Genomic DNA, 22856 nt, shown 5'->3' on the forward strand with positions numbered 1-22856 from the left:
ATGAGAAATTACAAAGAAATTCCACTTTGGAAAAACGTTAGCGAAGAAGAATGGAATGATTGGAAATGGCAAATAAGAAACAGGATCACCGATGTTGACACATTAAAACAAGTAATTAACTTAACACCTGAAGAAGAAAATGGAATAAGAAATAGTTTGAAAACACTTAGGATGGCAATAACTCCGTATTATGCATCATTAATGGATCCAGATAATCCAAAATGTCCTATTAGAAGACAAGCTGTTCCAACGATAAAAGAGCTCGAAGTAAAACCGTGGGATATGGTAGATCCTCTTCATGAAGATGAAGATTCTCCTGTTCCAGGACTTACCCACAGATATCCTGATAGAGTTTTGCTACTTGTAACTGATATGTGCGCAATGTACTGTAGACACTGCACCAGAAGAAGATTTGCCGGTCAACACGATAGAGCAAGAACAAAAAAAGAAATTGATGCAGCAATTGAATACATAAGAGAAACACCACAGGTTAGGGATGTTCTACTCTCTGGTGGTGACGCATTACTTGCTGGAATTGATATGCTCGAATATATTTTAAAGGAACTAAGGAAAATAAAGCATGTTGAAATTATTAGAATTGGTTCGAGAGCTCCCGTTGTTATTCCACAAATAGTAACAAAAGAGTTAACTGATATGCTAAAAAAATATCACCCAATATGGCTCAATACGCACTTTAACCACCCAAAAGAAATTACACCTGAAAGCTCCAGAGCATGTGAAATGCTAGCAGATGCTGGTATTCCACTTGGAAATCAATCTGTTTTACTCCGTGGAGTAAACGATAGTCCATATATCATGATGGAACTTGTACACCAACTTGTAAAAATAAGAGTAAGGCCTTATTATCTATACCAGTGTGATCTTTCACAGGGAATTTCACATTTTAGAACATCTATTGGAACGGGCCTTAGAATAATTGAAAGTTTAATAGGACACACCTCCGGTTTTTGTGTTCCTACATACGTTGTAGATGCTCCCGCAGGTGGTGGAAAAATCCGCCTAATGCCAGAATACCTGATTTCTTACTCTGATAAAACTGCAATCCTTAGAAACTATGAAGGTGTTATCGTAGCATATCATGAACCTGAAGACACTGAAACTGATGTCGATGATAGTGAATACAGAGAAAAATACAAATTAAGTGGTATTGCTTCATTATACGATAGCAAAAAAATCTCAATGGAGCCAGCTCACCTTGAAAGACATGAAAGAATTAGAAAATGGAAAGAAAAAAGAGGTGAAAAAAAGTGAAATATTACGATTTAAAAGTCGGTGATATATACGAAAAATTTCAGGTTGTTGAAGATCAACATGTTTTAAGTTTTGCTCAAATAACTGGAGATAAAAATCCTGTACATCTTGATGAAGAATACGCAAAAAATTCAGTGTTTGGTGGTAGAATTGCTCATGGAATTTTACTTCTTGGATATATATCTGCAGTTCTTGGAATGGAATTTCCAGGTCCTGGAACAATTTACATGTCTCAAAATGCAAAATTTTTAAAACCAGTCTATATTGGTGAAAAAATAAAGATAGTAATTAAAACTGTAGAAAAAGATGATAATAAAAAGAGAGCAAAACTTTCAACAAATATATATAAAGAATCTGGAGAACTTGCAGTAGAAGGGGAGGCTATGGTGTCATTGAAATTTCTATGATTAAAACATTTGACAAATATAAGGTTATAGCAATTGTTGGGCTTGAAAAAAACACAGGAAAAACTGAAACATTTAATTTTCTACTAAAAAATCTTAATAAAAGATATGCTTTGGGAATTACCTCAATAGGAATTGATGGTGAAGAAAAAGATCAGGTAACCTTTACCAAAAAACCTAATATTTTTGTAGAAAAAAATATAATCTTTGCCACAACAGAAAAATATTTTAAAATGAAAAATTTTTCAGCAGAAATTCTTTATGTCTCAGACAGGAGAACATCTACTGGAAGAATAATAATAGCCCGTGCAAGAGAAAGAGGAAAAATAATTCTTGCCGGGCCTACTACAATTGATTGGTTAAATGAAATTAACAACAAATTATTTAATTTTGGTGCAAAAAAGATACTAATAGATGGTGCCCTTTCAAGAATAAGCAGTTCTTCAATCAGTGATGCGGTAGTTATTGCAACAGGTGCAGCAGTTAGTCTTGATGTAGAAAAGATCGCATCAAAAACCATAGATCTAATCTACAAAATTAATCTTCCACAATACAAACTTAATAACCTAAACAATATAAATCTTGAAAAGGGAATTTACTCAAAAGATCTCAAATTACTGGGCGAAAGTACTTTAAATTTTGAAAATTTTGATAAATTAAAAGAGGTAAAAGAAATAATAATCATAGGTGCATTAACAGATAGCTTTGTTAAAAAACTTATAGACAAAAATATAACATTAAACATAATTGTCAAAGATTTTTCAAAAATTTTCGCAAAATCTTCTACACTTAAGCTCTTTAAAAAATTTGGGGGGGACATATTTGTATTAAACAAACCAAACCTATGCCTTATTACTGTCAATCCAACTTCACCATATGGATATCAAATAAATGAGGAAGTTTTAATTGAAAAAATTTCAAAAGAAATTGATATTCCAGTGGTAAATATCAGAAAGGTTGATAGCATATGAATACAGGTTTTGACTACATAAGAAAACAATTAGATTTTTCATCACCACTTGGCAAAAAAGCATTTGAAAACATAAAAATAATGAATAGCAAAGAAGAAATTGAAAAAAGTCTTCAAGCAATTGAAGTTTTTAATAACATTGAAGAAAAAAACATTGAAAAAATCAAACAAATCCTGTCTCACATTCAAGATATAGAAGAAACAATTAAAAAGCTAAATTTTGAATGCACTCTCGATGAAATTGAACTTTTCCAAATAAAAGTTTTTTCAATATTTTCACAGGACTTGTTTAAATTACTTAATACTTTAGGAATTTACAATATTTTCAATTTGGAAAATATTGAAGAAGTTATAGAAATCCTTGATCCACGCGGTGAAAGACTTCCTACATTTTACATATACGAAGAGTACGATAAAAATCTAAAAGAGATAAGAAAAATAAAAGAAAGTGAAAATGATGAAAGTAAATTAATTGAAATCCTTTCAAAAGAAAAAGAAATTGAAAGAGAAATTTGTGAACAACTATCTAAAAAACTACATAAATTTTCAAATAAGCTCCTTAAAAATTTTCAAATAATTTCATTTCTTGATTTATCTATTTCTAAGTACGAGTTATCAAAAAAGCTAAACTTAAAAATGCCACAGACAAACAGTTCTTTTGAGATAATATATGAAAAATTATTCAACCCTGAGGTTGAAAATTTATTAAATGAGCAAGGAAAAAAATTCCAAAAAATTGATATTACTTTGAATCCAGGAACTCAGATAATAACAGGAGCAAATATGGGAGGTAAAACTGTACTTTTAAGAACCATTGCACTATCCCAGATGATGTTTCAAATGGGGTTCTATGTTCCAGCCGAAGTTTCTAAACTTCCAATTTTTGATGAAATTTTCTTTGTTTCTGGAGATTTCCAAAATATAAAACTTGGACTTTCTTCTTTTGCAGCCGAAATGGAAATAATAAATAACATATATAATGAAATAAAAAGTGGCAAAAAAATACTTATCCTTTTAGACGAACCTGCAAGAACAACAAATCCAACTGAAGGTAGTGCTATTGTAAAAACTATATCAAATCTTTTCAACAAAGAAAATGTTATCTGCGTAATTTCAACACATTTTGATAATGTTATCGACAAGAAAATGAGACATTTAAGAATCAAAGGACTAAAGGATGTTGAAAAAATAGACCCAAGCAAAGATATTCAGGACTATTTCGATTATTCAATTGAAGAAGTTCAGATTTATAACCCACCAAAAGAAGCTTTAAAGATACTTAAAATTTTAAAAATAGATAATGATATAGTTTCTAAAGTTGAGGAGGTATTAACTGATGAAAAGCAAATTAGGTCTTGATTTTAAAAAAGTTGAATACGCAAGAGAACTTTCTAAAAAGATCGCTGATGGAGTAAAAGAATTTGTTGAGCCACGTTCTACAACATCAATCGAAAGAACAATATGTAGATTTTTAGGAATTGATGGAGTAAATGCTGAAGACGTGCCTCTTCCAAACGTTGTAGTTGATCATCTAAAAGAAAACGGATTACTTGAATTGGGAACAGCATATTGTATTGGCAACGCAATTATTGAAACAGGGCTCTCACCCCAACAAATTGCTGAAGAAATTGCTGAAGAAAAGTTAAATATAGGAAAATTAAAAATGAATTCTTTAGATAAAGTTCTTGATACACTAGAACCTTATGTAAATCAGACAATAAATAAAATAAAAGAAAACAAAGAAACGCGTGAAAGAATGATAAGGGAAATTGGCGAAGGAAAACAACCATATCTTTACGTTATAGTTGCAACTGGAAATATATACGAAGATGTTGTTCAAGCTCAAGCAGCTGCAAGACAAGGAGCAGATATTATAGCCGTAATACGTTCAACGGCACAAAGCTTGCTTGATTATGTTCCATATGGTCCAACAACTGAAGGATTTGGCGGAACTTATGCAACCCAAGAAAACTTTAGAATAATGAGAAAAGCTCTTGATGAGGTTTCATACGAAGTTAAAAGGTATATACGTCAGGTTAATTATGCTTCTGGACTCTGTATGCCAGAAATAGCTGCAATGGGTGCACTTGAAAGACTAGATATGATGCTGAATGATGCACTGTATGGAATACTCTTTAGAGATATTAATATGCAAAGAACGATAATAGATCAACACTTTTCAAGGGTTATAAACGGATTTGCAGGAATAATAATAAATACAGGTGAAGATAATTATCTTACAACTGCTGACGCATATGAAGAGGCACACACAGTACTTGCCTCACAATTTATAAACGAACAACTTGCATTAATGGCAGGAATTCCTGAAGAACAAATGGGGCTGGGCCATGCATTTGAAATGAATCCGGATATAGAAAACGGATTTTTATATGAACTTGCACAGGCTCAAATGGCCAGAGAAATATTCCCAAAAGCTCCACTAAAGTACATGCCTCCAACAAAATACATGACTGGAAATATTTTCAAAGGAATCGTTCAAGATGCTATGTTTAACGTTGTATCTATATGGACCAAGCAAGGAATACAACTTCTTGGTATGCTTACAGAAGCTATTCACACTCCATTTATGTCAGATAGGTACCTTGCCATTGAAACTGCCAAATATATATTCAACAACATGAGAAATATTGGTGATGAAATTTACTTTAAAGAAGACGGAATTATTCAAAAAAGAGCAAAACAAGTACTTGATGAAGCAATAGAATTGTTGGAAAAAATTGCCGAAGATGGGTTGTTTAAAGCTCTAAGCAAAGGTGTATTTGCAAATGTAAAAAGACCAATTGATGGTGGAAAAGGGCTCGATGGCGTCTTCTTAAAAGGAAAAAATTATATTAACCCATTTATCGAAAAAATGTTAGAAGGAAGGTGCTAAAATATGAGTGGATACAATCTTGAAAAGAAAAATATAGATAAAACTCTTAATCTAAAAGCAGTCAAACCATATGGAGATACAATGAACGATGGAAAAGTACAAGTCAGTTTTACTTTGCCAGTTCCATATGGAGATGAGGCAGTAGAGGCCGCAAAAATACTCATGAAAAAAATGGGGCTTGAAAATCCACAAGTAGTGTTTTCAAAAGAGCTTACAAAAGGTTTTACATTCTTTGTAGGTTACGGAGACTGTATCCACACAGTCGATTATGAAAGCATACATGTTCCAAAAGTTCAAGTTGATGAAATGACAATGTATGAAATCGATCAATTTATAAAAGAAAAAATTGGAAGAAAAATAGTGGTTGTAGGTGCAACAATTGGCAGTGATGCACACACGGTCGGCCTCGATGCAATTTTAAACATGAAAGGATTTGCAGGGCACTATGGACTAGAAAGATACGAAATGTTCGAAGTTTACAATATGGGAAGTCAGGTTCCTGTTGAAGAATTTGTTAAAAAAGCTATTGAAGTAAAAGCTGATGCTTTGCTTGTTTCACAAACTGTTACACAAAAAAATATTCATATAAAACACTTAACTGAATTAGTAGAACTACTTGAAGCAGAAGGAATTCGTGATAACGTTATTTTAGTTGTTGGTGGCCCAAGAATTACACACGAACTTGCAAAAGAACTTGGATATGATGCAGGCTTTGGTCCAAATACATTTGCAGAACATGTTGGTGCTTTTATTGCAAAAGAACTTTATAGAAGAATGCAAGCAAAATGAAAAGGTTAGTTTTAATAGTTATAATTTTGATTGCTATTTCTTGCTTTTCAGACGACAAATTACTTCATATGAATGTATCAAGCATTTTAGAATCTATTTTCTCAACCTTCTCAGATAAAAGTGAAGTTATTACTTTTTCAATAGGAATTGTAAAAGAAGTGTATGATTTATTATCTAAAAATGGCGTATGTGATTTTTACGATATACTTGCAGATATATATGGTATAATGCTATATAAAATGCATAGATTTAATGACTATAAATTTTCAATAGTTATTGCACTTGAATTTTAAGCCCTATGGAAAATTCCATAGGGCTTTTATTCATACCTTAATGCATCAACAGGATTAAGCTTTGAAGCTTTAATTGCAGGATAAATTCCAAAAAATAGTCCAATAAGACCTGATATAACAAATGACAGAATAATTTGATCAACTCTAAAGTGTGGAGTAACATTTATAAATTTACCTATAAAGTTTGAAAAGATCATTCCCATAACTACTCCAATGATTCCAGCACTAACTGTTAAAATGGAAGATTCAATTAAAAATTGAAGCATAATATTTGAATTGGTTGCACCTATTGCTTTTTTTATTCCTATCTCACGTGTTCTTTCCATAACTGATACCAACATAATATTCATAATTCCTATACCACCAACAAGAAGTGAAATCCCTGCTATAGCTCCGAGAACTAAATTAAGCATTCCTGTAACTTGATTTATAGTATCAAGTATTTCATCCTGACTTAAAATCTTATAAGAATCCTCATCTTTTAACTTTGAAAATAAAAATATTTCTAGTTCATCTTTTGCTTGCTCTACCACTTCGCTATTTTTTGCCTTAGCAAAAAATTGATTTACAGTATCTAATTTTAATAACCGTTGCTCAACCGTTGTAAATGGTATGAATACTACATTATCTACATTTAAAAATAATTTTGATCCTGTTTCTTCAAGAACTCCAACAACTTTTAACGGCAAAAACCTATTATTAATATATAGCTTTATTTCTTTTCCTAAAGGATCTTCTTCTCCAAATAATTCTTCGGCAACATAATTTCCTATTACAGCAACCTTTAAACCACCTTCAAAGTCTAGTTCATTAATCAGCCTTCCACTTTCCACCTTGAGACCAAATATATTTATAAAATCTGGGTTTGTAGCATAAAATTGTGTTGAAATAGTATTTTCAGCATATTTGAAATTACCATTCGATGAAAAGCTTGGAGTAATGTCGGTAAGATACATCGCTTGCATTTTCATCTCTTCAATATCATCCAATGTAAGTTTTCCATATTTAGTCCTCTTTGCCATTACAAAAAAGACGTTTGATCCTATTGATTCAATTTCACTCTTTACTGAGTAAGTTGCACCATTTCCAAGTGAAAGTACTAATATAACTGCCATTACTCCAATTACTATTCCAAGCATAGAAAGAAAAGATCTCATTTTATTGTACATCAAACTTCTTATAGCTTCTTTAAACATCTCGTAAATCATAGATATCTCTCCTCTTGGATCTTTCCATCTCTTAGAAAATTACATGATTTCCCAAGAGCTCCAACTCAGGATCATGAGTTACAATTACAACGGTCATACCATCTTTATTTAAACGCTTAAATATCTCTAAGATATCTTCTCCACTCTTTGAATCCAAATTCCCAGTTGGTTCATCTGCCAAAATATAACTTGGCTCATTTGCAAGTGCCCTTGCAATAGCAACTCTTTGCATTTGCCCTCCTGACAGTTGTGTTGGTTTGTGATTATTCTATCACCAAGTCCAACTAACTCCAGCAATTCTTTCGCCCTTTTACGCCTCTTTTTCAAAGGAACTCCTTTATACATCATCGGGAGCTCTACATTTTCAAGCGCTGTAAGTCTTGGAAGCAAATTAAATTGTTGAAAGACGAAACCTATCTTTTCACCTCTAATTTTCGCAAGCGATTTATCGTTTAGTTTACTCACATCAACACCATCTATATAAACATTTCCACTAGTTGGTTTATCAAGGCATCCCATAATATGTAAAGTAGTTGATTTTCCAGAGCCTGAAGGTCCCATAATGATAACAAATTCTCCTTTTTTTATTTTAAACGATATTCCATCTAAAGCTTTGACATCCACATCACCCATTTTATATATTTTTTTAACCTGATTCATTTCAAAAACTATTTCCATATACTCACCTCTTTCTTTATTTACCAGGTCTTACAAGTGGAGGTGGTGCCGCATTCCCAGTTTTAATGAAATTCTTACTTAAAGATTTATTTTGAATTAGTACAACATCTCCTTCATTTAATCCTGATACAACTTCTACAAAATCTTCAGTAATTGCACCAATTTGAATTTCTCTAAGCTTACTAATGGGATTACTATTTTCATCTTCTCCAGTTTTCACTTGAACATACCTCTTACCATTTTTTACTATCACTGCGTTTGTTGGGACTTTTAAGACATCTTTCTTGTTAATTGTCAAAATTTCACCTTCACATGACGCTCCTATAAAAATATTTTCAGGAAATTTTACCTTATTAATATCGGCTCTTATCGTCGCTGTTGTAACATTTGCAGATGAAATATTAGCAATTTGCTTATAAGTAATCTCACCCTGCAATATTTCAGAATTTCCTTCAACTTCAACACTTATTTTTTGACCCACCTCTACCTTTGAATAGTCAATAATATCAATAGTTCCTTCAAATTCAAAACTAGACCTATCTAAAATCACACATAAAGCTTGATTTTGATTTACCAAGTCCCCAACCTTCTTTGAAAAATTTACAATATATCCAGATATTGGTGCCTTTATAACGGTATTTACAAAATCATCGTATGCCTTTTCATATTGAAGTCTCTTTAATTCTTCCTCGAGTGTTCCATTTCCTTTTACCATTTCATATGAAAGTTTTGCACTTAAATAAGAAATCTTATAATCTTCATCATCAATCTTTAAAATGGGATCGCCTTTTTCAACAAAATCACCCTCATTTACGTAAACTTCTACAACTTTTCCTGAAACCTCCGGATAAATCGTCATATAATTTTTTGGTATGATTTTTCCAGTTGCACTTACTGATTCTACCAAGTCTGATTTTTTTACTGTATATTCTATACTTTTTACAAGCGATACATTATCCTTATTAGATTTCAAACCACACGAAGAGATTAATAAAATTAAAATCATTAAAGAAAAAATAAAAGCTTTCTTTTTCACTCTAGCACCTCCTCAATAAGAGACAAAAGATCGTATCCTAAAAAGCTATAAATATTTAGCTTTTTAATAAAGATAGAAAATTCTACATTTTCAAGATTATAGTCTTCTATCAAATATTCATACTCTGATATCTTATATTCATCCTCAGTTACTAAACCCTTTTCAAACTTTTCCTTTACATTTTCCAAGTTAATTTCTTTTATCTTTTTTTCAATTAATGCTATTTCATAATCATTATTAGAGTTTTCAAGTTCGTATAAAAATTGTTCATATTGGTTTTCTAACATATCAATCTTTTCTTGGAGATTTTTTGAGGCTATCTCATAGTCAATTAGAATATTTTCTTTTTCAAGCTCTTTATTTCCGAATAAATCTAATGTAAAGTTAAAATAGACTTTAGGTTTAAATTCTTTATCATTGCTACCTTCTTTGTAATCATAGTCAATAGAAAAACCCAAGTTTATATTTGGCACATAAAGTTGATATAATCTTTCTTTTTTCAACTCATTTAACTCTTTTTGAATTTCTAAGGCTTTTAAATCTAACCTTTTTTCAAAATCTTTCTGTGGTAAGTTAACTTCAAAAGTATTAAATGGAAGACTAGAATATTTTTCATATTCACTTTTTTTTACTTTCATAGCTTTTTAAATTTTTTTGCAATGTAAGCAAAGATTTTTTCTGATTAAGATATTCTATCTGAGAGATAATACCTTTCGAGTATTTTTCCTCTATTTTCTTAAACTCTTCTTTCTTTAATTGATACAATTTAGAATAGATTTCATACATTTTAGAATAGTAAAGGCTATAATACGCATTATTTAGGTATTCAATAACCTTTTGATTTTTTACATTGAGTAAATTCCACTCTGCATTTAAAAGAGAAATTTTCTCTTCTAAATCCTCTTCATCACTATTATCAAACAGACTTTTGCTAATTGAAATTTCATATGAATCTTTGAATTCATCATTAGCAAATCTAAAGTTGCCACTTAGATTAATATCAAAATTAAAAACATTAAAATCTACTCCAACAGGAAATGTTAGAACATCGTTATTAGCTGAAAAATTTGCGCTCACACTAAAATCATCGGAAAACCTGAAAGTCACTGGCACACTTAACTGATAACTATCAAAGTTGTATTCAAATGAAACCTTATTTAAATTTGTACCAAAACTCAAGCTATATCCTTTCTCATAAGATGAATTGATGTAATTTTTTAATGCTTGAAGATATTCTGGAGAATTTTCAACGTAATTTCTTATCTCCTCTTGCATATTTGAAAAAATAAGACCTGAAAAGATAAAAATAAATATTAATATTATTTTCTTCAATTTTAATCACCCCAATTGATAACCAATGCTTCTTTTAAAATATCTTCGATACTCCTTTCAGAATATTTTGAAATATCTATTAGCTTAGTAATATAATTCATCTTTTTATTTTCAATTTGAAGCAAAGCGTTAAGATAAGAAATTTGTGCTTGATTGTATTGAGACTTTTCAACTAATCCCTTTTCATATCTTACTTTAGTATAATTTAAATTTTCTTCTTGATATTTTCTATTTGCCTCTAAAACTTCAAGTTCCTTTTTAATAAGTTCGAGTTCATCATTAAAAGATGAAATACTTTCTTCAATACTTTCTTTTAAATCTTCAAGGTTAATTTTTGAAATTTGCAGGTCAATTTCCTTTTGCCTTTTTTCAGATTCTGAGAGATAATCTTTTTCAACCATATATTCATCATATAAAATCTGATAATTTAATAACTGAACCTTATAATCAGGCAATTCCTCTACATTCGTAGTAATTTTTAAATCAATAAAATTGACATCAAGAGTAAAATTTTCATCAAAGTCAAAATATTTTCTAAAATCACTTAAACTATCTTCAAGATTTTTTTCTGCAAGCTTTAAATTATACTCAGCACTCTTCAAATCATACTCTGCTTTTAGCCATTCTGCTTTAGAAATAAAGTTTTTTTCATACAACTCTTTTGAATTTTCATAACTGATCTTTGCATTTTCATATGAAAGCTTTTTTATCTGTAAATTTAGCTTATTAATGTTTAAAGAAAACAATATCGAGACAACAGACTTAAAAAAATTACTTTTCCCGTTTTTAAATTGTGAAAGTGCAGAATAATATTGAACCTCGGCAGTTAATTTTGAAATGGTACTATCTGCAGTAATTTTTAAATTTTCATATTCAATCTTCTTTTTTTCAAAAGTCAAAGCGTTTAAAACATAAGAATCTTTCTGTTTTAACCCCAAAATTATATCATCAGAAAGTGCAAATGAAAAAGAAACAAAAAATAGAATTAAAAACGATACCATTTTTTCATCGTTTTCCCTCCTTTAAATTTTGTTGTATAAATTATAACAAACTAACCTTAAAAAAAGCTTAGGAAAAATAAAAAAAGAGAGCAGACAATAGTCTGCTCTCTTTGTCTGGTAGCGGGGGCAGGATTTGAACCTGCGGCCTTTGGGTTATGAGCCCAACGAGCTGCCAGACTGCTCCACCCCGCACCGTCTATATCTATTATAACAAAACTCCCATTTTTTTCAAGTGGTGCCGGGGATCGGACTCGAACCGACACGGAGGTGTAACCCCCAGCGGATTTTAAGTCCGCTGCGTCTCCCAATTCCGCCACCCCGGCGTCACCGCTTTCTATTCTATCATAAATTTTTAATTAGTCAATATCTTTTTTGAGATTCTCTTTAATTACTTACTAAAAAGTTTTATTAATTCTTCAAAACTAATATCATTGTATAAATTCTGCTTTTTAGAAAGTTTATAACTTTCAAAGTGAAGTTTTACTCCCTTTAAATTTTCATACATCCACTTCCTTATTTCATTATACCTTCTCTCACTTATAAATTTTCTTCCATAGAATGGTGTGTTTTTCTTTGGAATCAAAGGATTAATACTTAAAGTAATAGACTTATATCCAAGCTTTTTTACCTTGTCAATAAAAGATTTAAGTTCATTAAAATCTTCCCTTTCTTCTTCATCAAAACCAACGATATAATACAATTTAACACTTGAAAAATTTTCCATTCTTCCCATCTCAAGAGCAGTTAACAATTCTTCTTCATTAAGATCTTTTAACATAACGTCTCTAATTTTTTGAGAAATACCTTCTGGTGCGATCGTATATGTATTTTGACCACTTCCTTTTAAAAGCCTTAAAAGTCTCCGCGTAATTCCGTCTGCCCTCATCGAAGAAACCGAAAATTTAACTTTATAGTATTCCAAAAGATCAAGTAATTCATCAAGCCATGGATAATCTGTTATGGTTGCACTGATTATACCGATAGGATATTTTTCATCTTTTAATAATTCTTCTATAAGATCTGTTTTTACAAACTTTACCGGCTTTTTTGTATTACCCATAACACAGAATTTGCATCTTCTTATACATCCACGTCCAATCTCTATAAGTCTTTTTTCTCCAAATTCTGAAAATCTAGTAATAATGTGTGAAGCAGGAAGCTTTTTTGATATATCAAAATTACTTAACGTATAATTTTTTTGCTCATTAACTATTACATTTTCAATTTTTTCTAAAAACTTTAATCCACTTTCCTTATCCCTTAGTAAAATATTAATACCCTCTGAGATTTTCTCAACTTTATCTTCTAGATCACCAATTACTATAACATCTGCAATAGGTTTTATAAGTTCTAAATTAAAAAAGGTTATTGCTCCACCTACAATTACAGTAGGATGATTTTCATTTCTTTGATTTTTTAAAATCGGTATTCCCTGTTTTTTTAATATATCCACTATATTTTCAATATCAGGTTCAAAATGAAAAGAAAATAAAAAAACCTTATTTTCATCTAGTGGAGTAAAAGATTCTATTGAATAAAATTTTTTAAACCATCTTTCATAAAAATATCTTTCCACTGGAATATTATATTCCCAAAATAGCTGCTGAACCCAACTCCAAGATAGTGAACTTGCAGCAACCGTATAATTATTTGGAAAAATTAAGGCAACCCCACGGTTGCCATTAATACTATTTAATCTTATCTCAGAATCGCTAAATTTTTTTACATATGAATACTCTTTAAAATCATCATTCTTACGTGGTCTCCTCAACTGCTTTCCTCCTAAGATAATTTCTTGAAACTATAACTCTAGTAAATTCTACTTCCGCAACTTTCTTATTATCTTTAGTAATTAACCCAGAAAAATTTATTAAATTTCCATCAACCGACTTTACTCTCACACCAACAACAAGTTTTGCTCCAATAACTACCGGCATATAATGTTTTACAGTAAACTCTGACACAACTGATATCAAATCCTCCGGCAAAAAATCTTTAACCATATCAGCACCAAGTTTAAAAGCAACACGAGCAAGACTAGAAGAAGAAACAAAATGATAATTTCTCATCTCATCATCTTCATCCCAAAGATAACTTTCATCAGGAATAAAATCAATCGTCTTGCTTATCCCCTCTATCTTCCTCCACAAATCTTTCATCCTCCTTAACAAGAAGCTCTCTTAATTCTTCACCGCTTATTTCTTCCCTTTCTAATAAAATTTCAGCAAGTTCATCCATCTTTTTTCTATGCTTCAACAATATCTCTTTTGCCTTATTGTAGCATCTTCCAACAATATTTTGTATTTCACTATCAATCATTTTTGCAACTTCTTCACTATAATTTCTCATTCTTGCAATTTCTTTACCAAGAAAGACCTCTTGTTCAGTTTTACCCCAAGCAAGTGGACCAAAATTTTCACTCATTCCAAGTTCACAAACCATTTTCCTTGCCATCTCAGTCGCACGTTCAATATCATTTGCCGCACCACTTGTTACATCACCAAAGACAATTTCTTCTGCCGCCCTTCCACCTAGGAGAGCAGTAATATTATCCAAAAGCTCGTTTTTACTGATCAAATACTTGTCTTCCGCTGGTAAATGTAAAGTAAAACCTAATGCTCTATGGCCACGTGGAATTATTGATATTTTATGAACTGGATCTGAATTTGGGAGTTCCGTTCCAACTATAGCATGCCCAAGTTCATGATATGCAACTATTTTCTTCTGTTTTTCCGAAATAAGTCTTGATTTTCTTGCTGGTCCAGCTATTACTCTATCTATAGCTTCTTCAAAGTCAAACATATTCATTTTATCTCGCCCATTTCTTGCCGCAAGAAGTGCTGCTTCATTTACAAGGTTTTCTAAATCAGCGCCAACAAATCCTGTTGTTCTTTTTGCCAAGACCTTTACATCAACATCTTCACTTATTGGTTTCCCTCTCAAATGAATTTTTAAAATTTCTTCCCTTCCTTTTACATCTGGTGGATCAACTACTACCTTCTTATCAAACCTACCTGGTCTTAACAGAGCAGGATCAAGTATATCAGGCCTGTTTGTTGCAGCCATTACAACAATACCTTCTCTTACATCAAATCCATCCATCTCAACAAGTAACTGGTTTAGTGTTTGCTCTCTTTCGTCATGACCCCCGCCAAGACCTGCTCCTCTATGTCTTCCTACCGCATCAATTTCATCTATAAATACTATACATGGTGCACTTTCCTTTGCTTTATTGAACAAATCTCTAACCCTTGCAGCACCAACACCGACAAATAACTCAACAAAATCAGAACCACTTATATGGAAAAATGGAACGTTGGCTTCACCTGCAACTGCTCTTGCAAGTAAGGTTTTACCAGTTCCCGGAGGCCCAACTAAAAGCACACCTTTTGGCATTCTTGCACCAATTTTATTAAATTTAGTAGGATTTTTTAGAAATTCTACTATCTCTTGAAGCTCTTCTACAGCTTCATCAACACCTGCTACATCCTTAAAAGTTATTTTCTTTTTACCAGGCATTACTTTTTCTGCTCTACTTTTTGTAAAAGTAAATGCCTGATTGTTTCTACCACCAAGTCCTCTTATCAAAAATCCAAACATTACAAGCATTAAAACAAAAAATAGTAAATTACCCACAAGATTTACCCAGAATGAGCTGTCCACACCTTTTTCAGCAGTAACTCTTATCCCTTTTTCAACCATAGAGTTAATCAAATCAATATCATATTTCACCCAAGGAGCATAGACATTGTATCGTCTTCCTGAAATCGTTTTTAACAACACGTTTCCATCATCTTTAATAACTACCTCTGCAATATCCACCGAATCTGAATTTAATCTCTTAAGAAAATCGCTATAATGCATCGTTACATCTGATGATGCTCCACCAAAAAATACACTTTCAAAAATCCAAAATAGGCTTAGAATAATCAACAACCCAATTATTATCGAACCAATTCCTCTATTCAAAACCAAAAACCTCCTTTCATTTCCACCTTAATTGCTATTCCATTCTCTTCTTTTGCTAAGTAATCTCTATCAAGAAAAACATTTGGAATATAAAATACATAACCTTCTTCATCCACAAAAACAGGAATAATTCTTCTAATAAATGAAGGAACCTTTTTTTCTACAAATACTTCTTTTAATTTCTTACCTCCCTTTGTTTTATCTCCAAATCTATAATTTCTAATGGTTATATTCATTTTCTTAAATATTATACCATTATTTCCAAATTTAACCACAAATGGGCCAAAATTAACTTTATTTTGACAGTCCATACTATACTCATAGTTCATATGTTCTATAAATTTTCCCAAAACTCCATATCCATATGAAATTTCAACTCCATAATTCCCCCAAAAACTTATTTTAAAAGATGTCTTATAAAGATTCTTTTTCAATCTATCCAGCTTTTCTTTATCAGGAGCTTTTCCAAAATGCTCTATTGTCTTTCTTCTTAAAAATTCTACAAGAATATATTCATCTTTTGGTACCTTAAAAAATACTCTTCCTTCAAATTCAAGTGTTTCGACATTTAGCTTGTCTTTCACAAAACTATCCAATTCCCATACATTTTCTACAAATCTTAACACAGCTTGTTCAAATAAGGGGTTAATTTCTTTAAAAATAGGTATAATCTTATGCCTGATAAAATTTCTTGTATATTTTGTATCAAAATTTGTTTTATCAACCACAAACGGTATTTTATTTTCAGTTGCAAATTGCTCGATTTCTCTTCTTTCAAAAAATAAAAGGGGACGTATTATATTTCCATTTCTAGGTTTCATTCCGTATATGCCAAATGGGCCAGTACCTCGCGCAAGTCTAAAAAGTACAGTTTCAGCTAGATCATTTAAATTATGAGCTGTTGCAATTTTATTTGCATTAATTTTCTCTGCAAGTTCATTTAAAAATTTATATCTCAACTTTCTTGCAGCCTCTTCTATAGATAATTTATTCTCTTTTGCATGCAATGGCACATCAAAATTTTTGATAAAACATTCAACATTAAGTGATTGTGCCATATTGTAAACAAATTTTACTTCTTCTTTTGACTCTTTTCTAATACCGTGATCTATGGTTGCACAAAAAATACTAAATTTAAAATAATCTCTTATCTTAGCTAATAAGTTTAAAAGAACTGATGAATCAATTCCTCCAGAAACCGCCACTAATATTCTGTCATTTTCCACTATCAAATTATATTCTTTAATTTTTTGCATAAATTTCTCCAATAGTGTCAACTTTCTTCACCTTCTTTCATTTGCCATTTTTCATATTAGTAGTGTATAATAAAATTGAAAAAAATAAAAGGAGGTTTTTTGATGAAAGAATTAATTAAAAAATTAACAGAAACTCACAGTCCAAGTGGTAGAGAACATCAAATAAGAGAAGTTATTCTCTCTGAACTTGAAGGTTTCATAGACGGATACGAAGTTGATAAACTCGGAAACCTCATTGTTTGGAAAAAAGGTTCTTCTGATAAAAAGATTCTTTTTGACGCACATATGGATGAAATAGGTGTAGTTGTTACAAATATCGATGATAACGGCTTTTTAAGAATTGACATGGTTGGTGGAGTTTCACCATATACAATATTACAGTCTAAGATTAGATTTGGAAATATCATTGGAATTGTAGGAGTTGAAGGTGAAACAGGTAGTGATATGGTATCAAACATTAAAAATTTGTCTTTTGACAAATTATACGTAGACATTGGTGCAAAAAGTAAAGAGGAAGCAGAAAAATTATGTCCAATTGGAACATTTGGAACTTTCGATGGATACTTTGTCGAACAAGGTGATTACTACATCTCAAAATCAATGGATGACAGAATAGGTTGTGCCGTAATCATAGAATTATTTAAAAAACTTAAAAATCCCAAAAACTCAGTATATGGTGTATTTGCCGTTCAGGAAGAAGTGGGATTGGTAGGAGCGAGCGTTGCAGGTTATAATATTGACCCTGACGTTGCTATTGCAATTGATGTTACTGCAGCCGGAGATACTCCAAAAGGATATAAAAGAGTCCCAATGAAGCTTGGAAATGGTGCGTGCATAAAAGTTAAAGATAACGCATCAATAAGTGACAAGAAAATAATAGATACTCTTAAAGATTTAGCAGAAAAAAACAACATACCATATCAAATGGAAGTATTAATATTTGGTGGTACAGATGCAAGAGGATATCAACATACAAAGGCCGGTATACCAAGTGCAACAGTATCAATTGCAACTAGATATATACATACACCAAATGAAATGGTTCATAAAAAAGATGTTGAGGCAACAATCGATTTGTTATTAAAATACGCTGAGGAGGGCTTATAAACTGCCTAGAAAAAATTTCACACCACTTGAGTTTAAAATAATAAGCAGTATTATATTAGTTTTATCATTGCTTACTTTGCTCTTTTTAGCTTCAACAATATTTTTGTATGTAAAAAAAGCAGCTGTTAAAGTGGACGTAATTTACATTCCAAAACCTTTAGAATTAAATAAAGAAAATTCTGGAAGTGAAAAGCTTCCAGAATTTTCTTTGCCTTCAACTGAAACTATGATAAGTTTTGAAGAATTTGACTATAACAAATTAATTGCCCATAGCATTGAAATATTAGAAAAAGGAACTGAAGTATCAACTTTTGTAGTTGACAAAGAAAACGCTCTTAAAATAGTAAATAAATACAAAAGTTTTATTATAAATATACTTTCAGAAAATGCCTATTTTGTGGTTTTACCAATAAATGATGTAAAAATCCCTGGACTTATTCCTGGAAAAAGTGTGTATACTATTTTTCTCAAAACAGGAGAACATCCGGAACAAATTTTTCAGGATATAATGACTTTAAAAGCAAATGGTTACGTATCATATTCAATGAGATTTAAAAGAAATAACAAAACTTTCTATACCCTATGTCTTGGAGCATTTCCAGACATAGATACAGCAAAAGAATATTTTAATTTTCTTGATTTAGAAAAATTAAGAAGTTTAGTTGTAACCTACGGACCATACGTGGGAAAAATTACACCTTAAGGAGGAAAAAATGAATCAAATAGTGTTAGGACTAATTCAAGGATTAACAGAATTTTTACCTATTTCAAGTTCTGGGCACTTAACTTTATTTTCTTATTTATTCAATATTGAACCTAATATTTCAAATTTTGCATTTTTACACCTTGCAACCCTAGCTGCAATTATAGTATTTGTCTGGAAAGAAATAGTTGAAATTTTAAAAGGGCTATTTACACTAAAAAAAGAATATTATTCTTTAGTTTTAAAAATTATTATTTCAACAATTCCAGCTGCAACTTTTGGACTTCTTTTTAATTCAATAATAGAAAATTCTTTTTCAAAACTAAAAATTATTTCTTTCTTTTTTCTAGTAACTGCTGCATCATTGTTTGTTTCAGACAAACTAAAAGGTAAAAAAGATTTTTTTGATATATCCTACATTGATGCATTGATAATAGGTCTATTTCAAATGATAGCAATTTTCCCTGGGATTTCAAGAAGTGGAATAACACTTTTTGGAGCATTAACCGTTGGTCTAAAGAGAGAAAAAGCACTAAAATATTCTTTTTTAATGGGAATTCCTGTAATACTTGGAGCCGGAATACTTGAAACTAGCAAAATTCAGTTAAATAGTTATATCCTAATTTCCGGCCTTATAGCATTTCTTTCTGGGTTGTTAAGTCTATTAATCTTAAAAAAGCTAACTATATCTAAAAAGCTAAAAATATTTTCATATTACTGTCTTTTAATAGCTATTATAACTTTTTTTGTGGGGTGAAATAAATGTTAAAAATCCATGCAGAACATCTTATTAGTCCTTCTGGACAAGCACCAAAAAAAGGAAATGAAATGAAAAAAATTTTCGAAGCATTTGATGTAGACATCATATTTAATAATGGAAAAATAGTAGACATAAAAAAGCACAAAATAACCGATGATTTTACCATAAAAGCAAAACTTGTTACGCCTGCTTTTGTAGATGCTCATACACATATTCCATTTTTTGGAAGCAGAGCAAAAGAATTTTATTTAAGAGCAAGAGGAAAATCCTACTCTGAAATCTTTGAAAGTGGTGGTGGAATACATAGTAGTGTTAGAATGCTAAGAAATGCAACAACAGATGAAATTGTAAAGCAAAATTTAAAATATTTAAGCTTATTTAAAAGACACGGTATCGCAGCAATTGAAGGAAAAAGTGGATATGGGCTCGAAAAAATTTCCGAATTAAAACAACTAAAAGCTATGAAAATTTTAAACGAGATACAAGATGTTAAAATAATTCCTACTTTTTTGGGCTTGCACGCAATTCCTATTGATATCAATAAAAAAGATTACATAGATGAAGTAAAAAAATGGCTTGATGACATCAAAGAATTCACTGATACAATAGATGTTTTCTGCGATAAAGGAGTTTTTTTACCACAAGATATTGAAGAATTTTTTGAACTTGCCAAAAATAAAGGCTTTAAAATTAGATTTCATGCTGATGAAATTGAAAATGTTGGCGCTGCAAAACTTGCTATTAAACTTGGTGCAATATCTGCTGATCATTTACTAAAAATAAGTGATGAAGACATTTCTCAAATTGCAAATTCAAATACTGTCGCTACATTAATGCCTGGAACAAGTTTTTATCTGGGAGAGGATTTTGCACCAGCAAGAAAACTAATAGATAATGGTGCTGCAATTAGTATTGGTTCTGACTTCAATCCAGGTTCATGCCCTATATTTAATCCTGCATTTATCTTTCATCTTGCACTTAGATTTTTAAAAATGGAACCGGAAGAGATATTAACTGCATATACTCTAAATTCTTCATATGTTTTGGGTATAGAAAACGGAAAAATTGAGCCCGGCTACAAATGTGACATTGCAATTTGGAATACAAATGAACTTTTGGATATTCCATACATGTTTGATCAAAATTTTTTAAGTGCAATAATAATTAACGGCAAGGTGACAATATATGAAAACATTTAAGAAAATTGATATCTTCTTGATTCTTGCCGTTATATTAATAGCCGTTTTTTTCACTTTAAAAACAAACAATAGAGAAGATGAAATATTTTTGGTAAAATTAGACGGAAAAATATATACTGAATTAAAAAAGCCTGGAGACTATCCGGTAAAAGATAAAGAAGGAAAAATATTAACTATAGTTCACTATGATGGTAAAAATGTTTGGGTTACAGATTCAACATGTCCCCTAAAAATTTGTGAAAAAACTGGGAAAATAAAAAGAGGAGGAAAAATAATTTGCGTTCCCAACAAGATAGTAATCGAATCACAAACTCAAGAACTACAAACGTGGTAATATATTCACTACTTATTTCCATTTCTTCGGTAATGTTTGTTGTTGAACGTTTTATACCATATCCAGTGCCAGGGGGAAAATGGGGGTTTTCAAATTTTGTTATTCTTTACACCGTTGTAAATATTGGGTTTAGAGCTGGAATTCTTGTAGGAACACTTAAAACAATTATTGGATCGCTCTTTTCAGGAATTTTATTTACACCACCTTTTTTCATGGGCTTTTTTGGAATAATCTCTGCTGCAACTTTTGAATGGATATTTTCTAAAACAAAGATTTTTAGTTACACAACTTTGAGTATCATTGGTATGATTAGTAATAATTTTGTTCAAGTTTTGGTTGGAAGTTTTTTAATAAAAAGTAGTGCAATTTTTTCTTTTTTACCTTTGATGATAGGATTAGGACTAATTTCTGCAATTATTAATGCATATCTTGCAAAAAAAATGGAGGAAATAATTGATGAAAATAATTTTGGCCTCAAAATCTCCAAGAAGGATTGAGTTATTAAAATTACTAAAAATAGATTTTGAAGTTATACCTTCAAATATAGACGAAAATATTAACGAAAAAGATCCTAAACTTTTAGCTGAAAAATTATCATACTTAAAAGCAATGAGTATTAAAAAAGATGGTGTAGTTCTTGCTGCAGATACTGTAGTAACTCTCAACAAAGAAATATTTGGAAAACCAAGGGATTATAAAGAAGCCTTTAGAATGCTTAAAAGTCTATCAGGAAAATGGCACACTGTAATTACTGGGGTTACAATTAAATTTAAAGAGGAAGTTATAACTTTCTCAGAAGAAACAAATGTAAAATTTAAAAATCTCCCAAAAGAATTGATTGAATTTTACATTAATACTGCAAGACCTTTTGATAAAGCTGGTGGGTATGGAATCCAAGAACTTGGAAGTGTTTTGGTAGAAAAAATTGAAGGTGATTATTTTAATGTAGTTGGTCTTCCCATTTCAAAAGTTTGGGATATCTTATGGGATAGGGGGATAATAGATGCTTCCAAGGGAGAAATTAATAAATGAAGGTGTTGAAAATCTAAGCACAGAAGAACTACTTGCTATACTTTTAAGAACTGGGACAAAAGATTTAGATGTTTTAAAACTTTCAAAAAATCTTTTTGAAAGTTTTGACAAGAGCTTGAAAAAAATAAGTGCCGCTTCAATTGATGAACTGTGCAAAGTAAAAGGACTTGGAATTGTCAAAGCAGTTACCATACTAGCAGCAATGGAACTTTCAAAAAGATATCTTTTAGAAGATAGAAAAGGGAAATTTCTAAATTCTCCAGAGCTTATATACGAGCATTGCCTTGACATGAAGCACTTTGAACAAGAAGTTGTTAGGGTTATATCTTTAAATTCAAAATTATACGAAATTTCTACAAAAGATATAACAATTGGTTTAATCGATACAAGCCTTGCACATCCAAGAGAAATATATCGTGAAGCTATTAAAAACTCTGCTAGCTATGTCGTTGTTGTACACAATCACCCTTCGGGTGATGTTAGGCCAAGCAAAGAAGATAGGGAAGTTACTTTAAAAATCAAAAAGGCTGGAGAAATAATTGGTATTAAACTGCTTGATCATGTTATAATTGGCAATGGATTTTATAGCTTTAAACACAATAAACTATTGTGAGGTGTTA

25 protein-coding genes, 2 tRNA genes and 1 pseudogene are annotated in these 22856 nt (G+C 30.9%); 15 read left to right on the forward strand and 13 right to left on the reverse strand.

The window, feature by feature from the left end; genetic code table 11:
- From kamA to EO083_RS05065, 7 genes are read left to right on the forward strand one after another with little or no spacing between them, the layout of a single operon-like run.
- Positions 1 to 1272, forward strand: coding sequence for a lysine 2,3-aminomutase (kamA, locus tag EO083_RS05035; RefSeq protein ID WP_126993089.1), 1272 nt, complete (start codon positions 1 to 3; stop codon positions 1270 to 1272).
- The gene (locus EO083_RS05040) at positions 1269 to 1679 is read left to right on the forward strand and encodes a MaoC family dehydratase (protein WP_126993090.1); all 411 of its coding nucleotides are present in this window, start codon (positions 1269 to 1271) and stop codon (positions 1677 to 1679) included. The genes kamA and EO083_RS05040 overlap by 4 nt, the downstream gene beginning before the upstream one ends.
- The gene (kamB, locus tag EO083_RS05045) at positions 1676 to 2647 is read left to right on the forward strand and encodes a lysine 5,6-aminomutase reactivase subunit KamB (protein ID WP_126993091.1); all 972 of its coding nucleotides are present in this window, start codon (positions 1676 to 1678) and stop codon (positions 2645 to 2647) included. Before EO083_RS05040 ends, kamB begins: the two co-directional genes overlap by 4 nt.
- The gene (kamC, locus tag EO083_RS05050) at positions 2644 to 4005 is read left to right on the forward strand and encodes a lysine 5,6-aminomutase reactivase ATPase KamC (protein ID WP_126993092.1); all 1362 of its coding nucleotides are present in this window, start codon (positions 2644 to 2646) and stop codon (positions 4003 to 4005) included. Before kamB ends, kamC begins: the two co-directional genes overlap by 4 nt.
- Complete coding sequence (kamD, locus tag EO083_RS05055; RefSeq protein WP_126993093.1) at positions 3983 to 5539, forward strand: lysine 5,6-aminomutase subunit alpha; 1557 nt, start codon at positions 3983 to 3985, stop codon at positions 5537 to 5539. Before kamC ends, kamD begins: the two co-directional genes overlap by 23 nt.
- A 3-nt stretch (positions 5540 to 5542) precedes the next feature.
- Positions 5543 to 6328, forward strand: coding sequence for a lysine 5,6-aminomutase subunit beta (kamE, locus tag EO083_RS05060; protein WP_126993094.1), 786 nt, complete (start codon positions 5543 to 5545; stop codon positions 6326 to 6328).
- Complete coding sequence (locus EO083_RS05065) at positions 6325 to 6621, forward strand: hypothetical protein (protein ID WP_126993095.1); 297 nt, start codon at positions 6325 to 6327, stop codon at positions 6619 to 6621. The genes kamE and EO083_RS05065 overlap by 4 nt, the downstream gene beginning before the upstream one ends.
- A 26-nt stretch (positions 6622 to 6647) precedes the next feature.
- On the opposite strand, the gene EO083_RS05070 is transcribed toward EO083_RS05065, so the two are convergent.
- The 13 genes and pseudogenes from EO083_RS05070 to tilS form a co-directional block, all read right to left on the reverse strand.
- The gene (locus EO083_RS05070) at positions 6648 to 7829 is read right to left on the reverse strand and encodes an ABC transporter permease (RefSeq protein ID WP_126993096.1); all 1182 of its coding nucleotides are present in this window, start codon (positions 7827 to 7829) and stop codon (positions 6648 to 6650) included.
- A 31-nt stretch (positions 7830 to 7860) separates the two neighbouring features.
- Entirely contained in the window at positions 7861 to 8061 is a 201-nt protein-coding gene (locus tag EO083_RS10220; RefSeq protein WP_277600363.1) for an ATP-binding cassette domain-containing protein, read from the reverse strand.
- Positions 8062 to 8150: 89 nt separating this feature from the next.
- Positions 8151 to 8507: pseudogene (locus EO083_RS10225) on the reverse strand (ABC transporter ATP-binding protein); the annotation flags it as partial.
- A gap of 16 nt (positions 8508 to 8523) precedes the next feature.
- Positions 8524 to 9543, reverse strand: a complete 1020-nt coding sequence (locus tag EO083_RS05080; protein ID WP_126993097.1) for an efflux RND transporter periplasmic adaptor subunit — start codon at positions 9541 to 9543, stop codon at positions 8524 to 8526.
- On the reverse strand, positions 9540 to 10181 hold the full coding sequence (locus tag EO083_RS10000; RefSeq protein ID WP_241229976.1) for a TolC family protein: 642 nt from the start codon (positions 10179 to 10181) through the stop codon (positions 9540 to 9542). Before EO083_RS10000 ends, EO083_RS05080 begins: the two co-directional genes overlap by 4 nt.
- Complete coding sequence (locus EO083_RS10005; protein ID WP_241229977.1) at positions 10162 to 10875, reverse strand: TolC family protein; 714 nt, start codon at positions 10873 to 10875, stop codon at positions 10162 to 10164. Before EO083_RS10005 ends, EO083_RS10000 begins: the two co-directional genes overlap by 20 nt.
- Before the next feature lie 2 nt (positions 10876 to 10877).
- Complete coding sequence (locus EO083_RS05090; RefSeq protein WP_126993098.1) at positions 10878 to 11876, reverse strand: TolC family protein; 999 nt, start codon at positions 11874 to 11876, stop codon at positions 10878 to 10880.
- Positions 11877 to 11991: 115 nt separating this feature from the next.
- Positions 11992 to 12068 (reverse strand) — tRNA-Met (locus tag EO083_RS05095).
- 41 nt (positions 12069 to 12109) lie between these two features.
- Positions 12110 to 12199, reverse strand: a tRNA-Leu gene (locus tag EO083_RS05100).
- 65 nt (positions 12200 to 12264) lie between these two features.
- Positions 12265 to 13647 carry a B12-binding domain-containing radical SAM protein gene (locus tag EO083_RS05105; protein ID WP_126993099.1) on the reverse strand — a complete coding sequence of 461 codons (1383 nt, stop codon included), beginning with the start codon at positions 13645 to 13647 and terminating at the stop codon, positions 12265 to 12267.
- Positions 13631 to 14026: a thioesterase family protein gene (locus tag EO083_RS05110; protein WP_126993100.1), complete on the reverse strand. Its 396-nt coding sequence runs from the start codon at positions 14024 to 14026 to the stop codon at positions 13631 to 13633. The genes EO083_RS05105 and EO083_RS05110 overlap by 17 nt, the downstream gene beginning before the upstream one ends.
- Positions 13989 to 15845 carry an ATP-dependent zinc metalloprotease FtsH gene (ftsH, locus tag EO083_RS05115; RefSeq protein WP_126993101.1) on the reverse strand — a complete coding sequence of 619 codons (1857 nt, stop codon included), beginning with the start codon at positions 15843 to 15845 and terminating at the stop codon, positions 13989 to 13991. Before ftsH ends, EO083_RS05110 begins: the two co-directional genes overlap by 38 nt.
- Positions 15842 to 17101: a tRNA lysidine(34) synthetase TilS gene (gene tilS / locus EO083_RS05120; protein WP_126993102.1), complete on the reverse strand. Its 1260-nt coding sequence runs from the start codon at positions 17099 to 17101 to the stop codon at positions 15842 to 15844. Before tilS ends, ftsH begins: the two co-directional genes overlap by 4 nt.
- A gap of 102 nt (positions 17102 to 17203) precedes the next feature.
- Between tilS and EO083_RS05125 the strand changes: the two genes are divergently transcribed.
- The 8 genes from EO083_RS05125 (at position 17204) to radC (ending at position 22849) form a co-directional block, all read left to right on the forward strand.
- Entirely contained in the window at positions 17204 to 18208 is a 1005-nt protein-coding gene (locus EO083_RS05125; protein WP_126993103.1) for a M42 family metallopeptidase, read from the forward strand.
- A gap of 67 nt (positions 18209 to 18275) precedes the next feature.
- On the forward strand, positions 18276 to 18911 hold the full coding sequence (locus tag EO083_RS05130; protein WP_126993104.1) for a hypothetical protein: 636 nt from the start codon (positions 18276 to 18278) through the stop codon (positions 18909 to 18911).
- Positions 18912 to 18921: 10 nt separating this feature from the next.
- Entirely contained in the window at positions 18922 to 19668 is a 747-nt protein-coding gene (locus tag EO083_RS05135; RefSeq protein WP_126993105.1) for an undecaprenyl-diphosphate phosphatase, read from the forward strand.
- Positions 19669 to 19673: 5 nt separating this feature from the next.
- A complete protein-coding gene (gene hutI / locus EO083_RS05140) occupies positions 19674 to 20870 on the forward strand; it encodes an imidazolonepropionase (RefSeq protein WP_126993106.1) in 1197 nt (398 codons plus the stop codon).
- The gene (locus tag EO083_RS05145; protein WP_126993107.1) at positions 20857 to 21204 is read left to right on the forward strand and encodes a NusG domain II-containing protein; all 348 of its coding nucleotides are present in this window, start codon (positions 20857 to 20859) and stop codon (positions 21202 to 21204) included. Before hutI ends, EO083_RS05145 begins: the two co-directional genes overlap by 14 nt.
- A complete protein-coding gene (locus EO083_RS05150) occupies positions 21147 to 21701 on the forward strand; it encodes a Gx transporter family protein (protein WP_241229978.1) in 555 nt (184 codons plus the stop codon). The genes EO083_RS05145 and EO083_RS05150 overlap by 58 nt, the downstream gene beginning before the upstream one ends.
- Positions 21661 to 22236, forward strand: a complete 576-nt coding sequence (locus tag EO083_RS05155) for a Maf family protein (RefSeq protein ID WP_126993108.1) — start codon at positions 21661 to 21663, stop codon at positions 22234 to 22236. Before EO083_RS05150 ends, EO083_RS05155 begins: the two co-directional genes overlap by 41 nt.
- A complete protein-coding gene (gene radC, locus EO083_RS05160) occupies positions 22208 to 22849 on the forward strand; it encodes a RadC family protein (RefSeq protein ID WP_126993109.1) in 642 nt (213 codons plus the stop codon). The genes EO083_RS05155 and radC overlap by 29 nt, the downstream gene beginning before the upstream one ends.
- The last annotated feature ends 7 nt before the right edge of the window (positions 22850 to 22856 follow it).

Source organism: Thermosipho globiformans, from assembly GCF_003990895.1.
Taxonomy (GTDB): Bacteria; Thermotogota; Thermotogae; order Thermotogales; family Fervidobacteriaceae; genus Thermosipho; species Thermosipho japonicus.

Excerpts from the sequence above, each read along its gene's own strand:
- kamA (WP_126993089.1), top strand. The coding sequence starts at position 1 with ATGAGAAATTACAAAGAAATTCCACTTTGGAAAAACGTTAGCGAAGAA.
- kamB (WP_126993091.1), top strand. The coding sequence starts at position 1,676 with ATGATTAAAACATTTGACAAATATAAGGTTATAGCAATTGTTGGGCTT.
- kamC (WP_126993092.1), top strand. The coding sequence starts at position 2,644 with ATGAATACAGGTTTTGACTACATAAGAAAACAATTAGATTTTTCATCA.
- kamD (WP_126993093.1), top strand. The coding sequence starts at position 3,983 with ATGAAAAGCAAATTAGGTCTTGATTTTAAAAAAGTTGAATACGCAAGA.
- kamE (WP_126993094.1), top strand. The coding sequence starts at position 5,543 with ATGAGTGGATACAATCTTGAAAAGAAAAATATAGATAAAACTCTTAAT.
- EO083_RS05065 (WP_126993095.1), top strand. The coding sequence starts at position 6,325 with ATGAAAAGGTTAGTTTTAATAGTTATAATTTTGATTGCTATTTCTTGC.
- EO083_RS05070 (WP_126993096.1), bottom strand. The coding sequence starts at position 7,829 with ATGATTTACGAGATGTTTAAAGAAGCTATAAGAAGTTTGATGTACAAT.
- EO083_RS10220 (WP_277600363.1), bottom strand. The coding sequence starts at position 8,061 with ATGCAAAGAGTTGCTATTGCAAGGGCACTTGCAAATGAGCCAAGTTAT.
- EO083_RS10000 (WP_241229976.1), bottom strand. The coding sequence starts at position 10,181 with ATGAAAGTAAAAAAAAGTGAATATGAAAAATATTCTAGTCTTCCATTT.
- EO083_RS05090 (WP_126993098.1), bottom strand. The coding sequence starts at position 11,876 with ATGGTATCGTTTTTAATTCTATTTTTTGTTTCTTTTTCATTTGCACTT.
- tilS (WP_126993102.1), bottom strand. The coding sequence starts at position 17,101 with ATGCAAAAAATTAAAGAATATAATTTGATAGTGGAAAATGACAGAATA.
- EO083_RS05125 (WP_126993103.1), top strand. The coding sequence starts at position 17,204 with ATGAAAGAATTAATTAAAAAATTAACAGAAACTCACAGTCCAAGTGGT.
- EO083_RS05135 (WP_126993105.1), top strand. The coding sequence starts at position 18,922 with ATGAATCAAATAGTGTTAGGACTAATTCAAGGATTAACAGAATTTTTA.
- hutI (WP_126993106.1), top strand. The coding sequence starts at position 19,674 with ATGTTAAAAATCCATGCAGAACATCTTATTAGTCCTTCTGGACAAGCA.
- EO083_RS05145 (WP_126993107.1), top strand. The coding sequence starts at position 20,857 with ATGAAAACATTTAAGAAAATTGATATCTTCTTGATTCTTGCCGTTATA.
- EO083_RS05155 (WP_126993108.1), top strand. The coding sequence starts at position 21,661 with ATGAAAATAATTTTGGCCTCAAAATCTCCAAGAAGGATTGAGTTATTA.
- radC (WP_126993109.1), top strand. The coding sequence starts at position 22,208 with ATGCTTCCAAGGGAGAAATTAATAAATGAAGGTGTTGAAAATCTAAGC.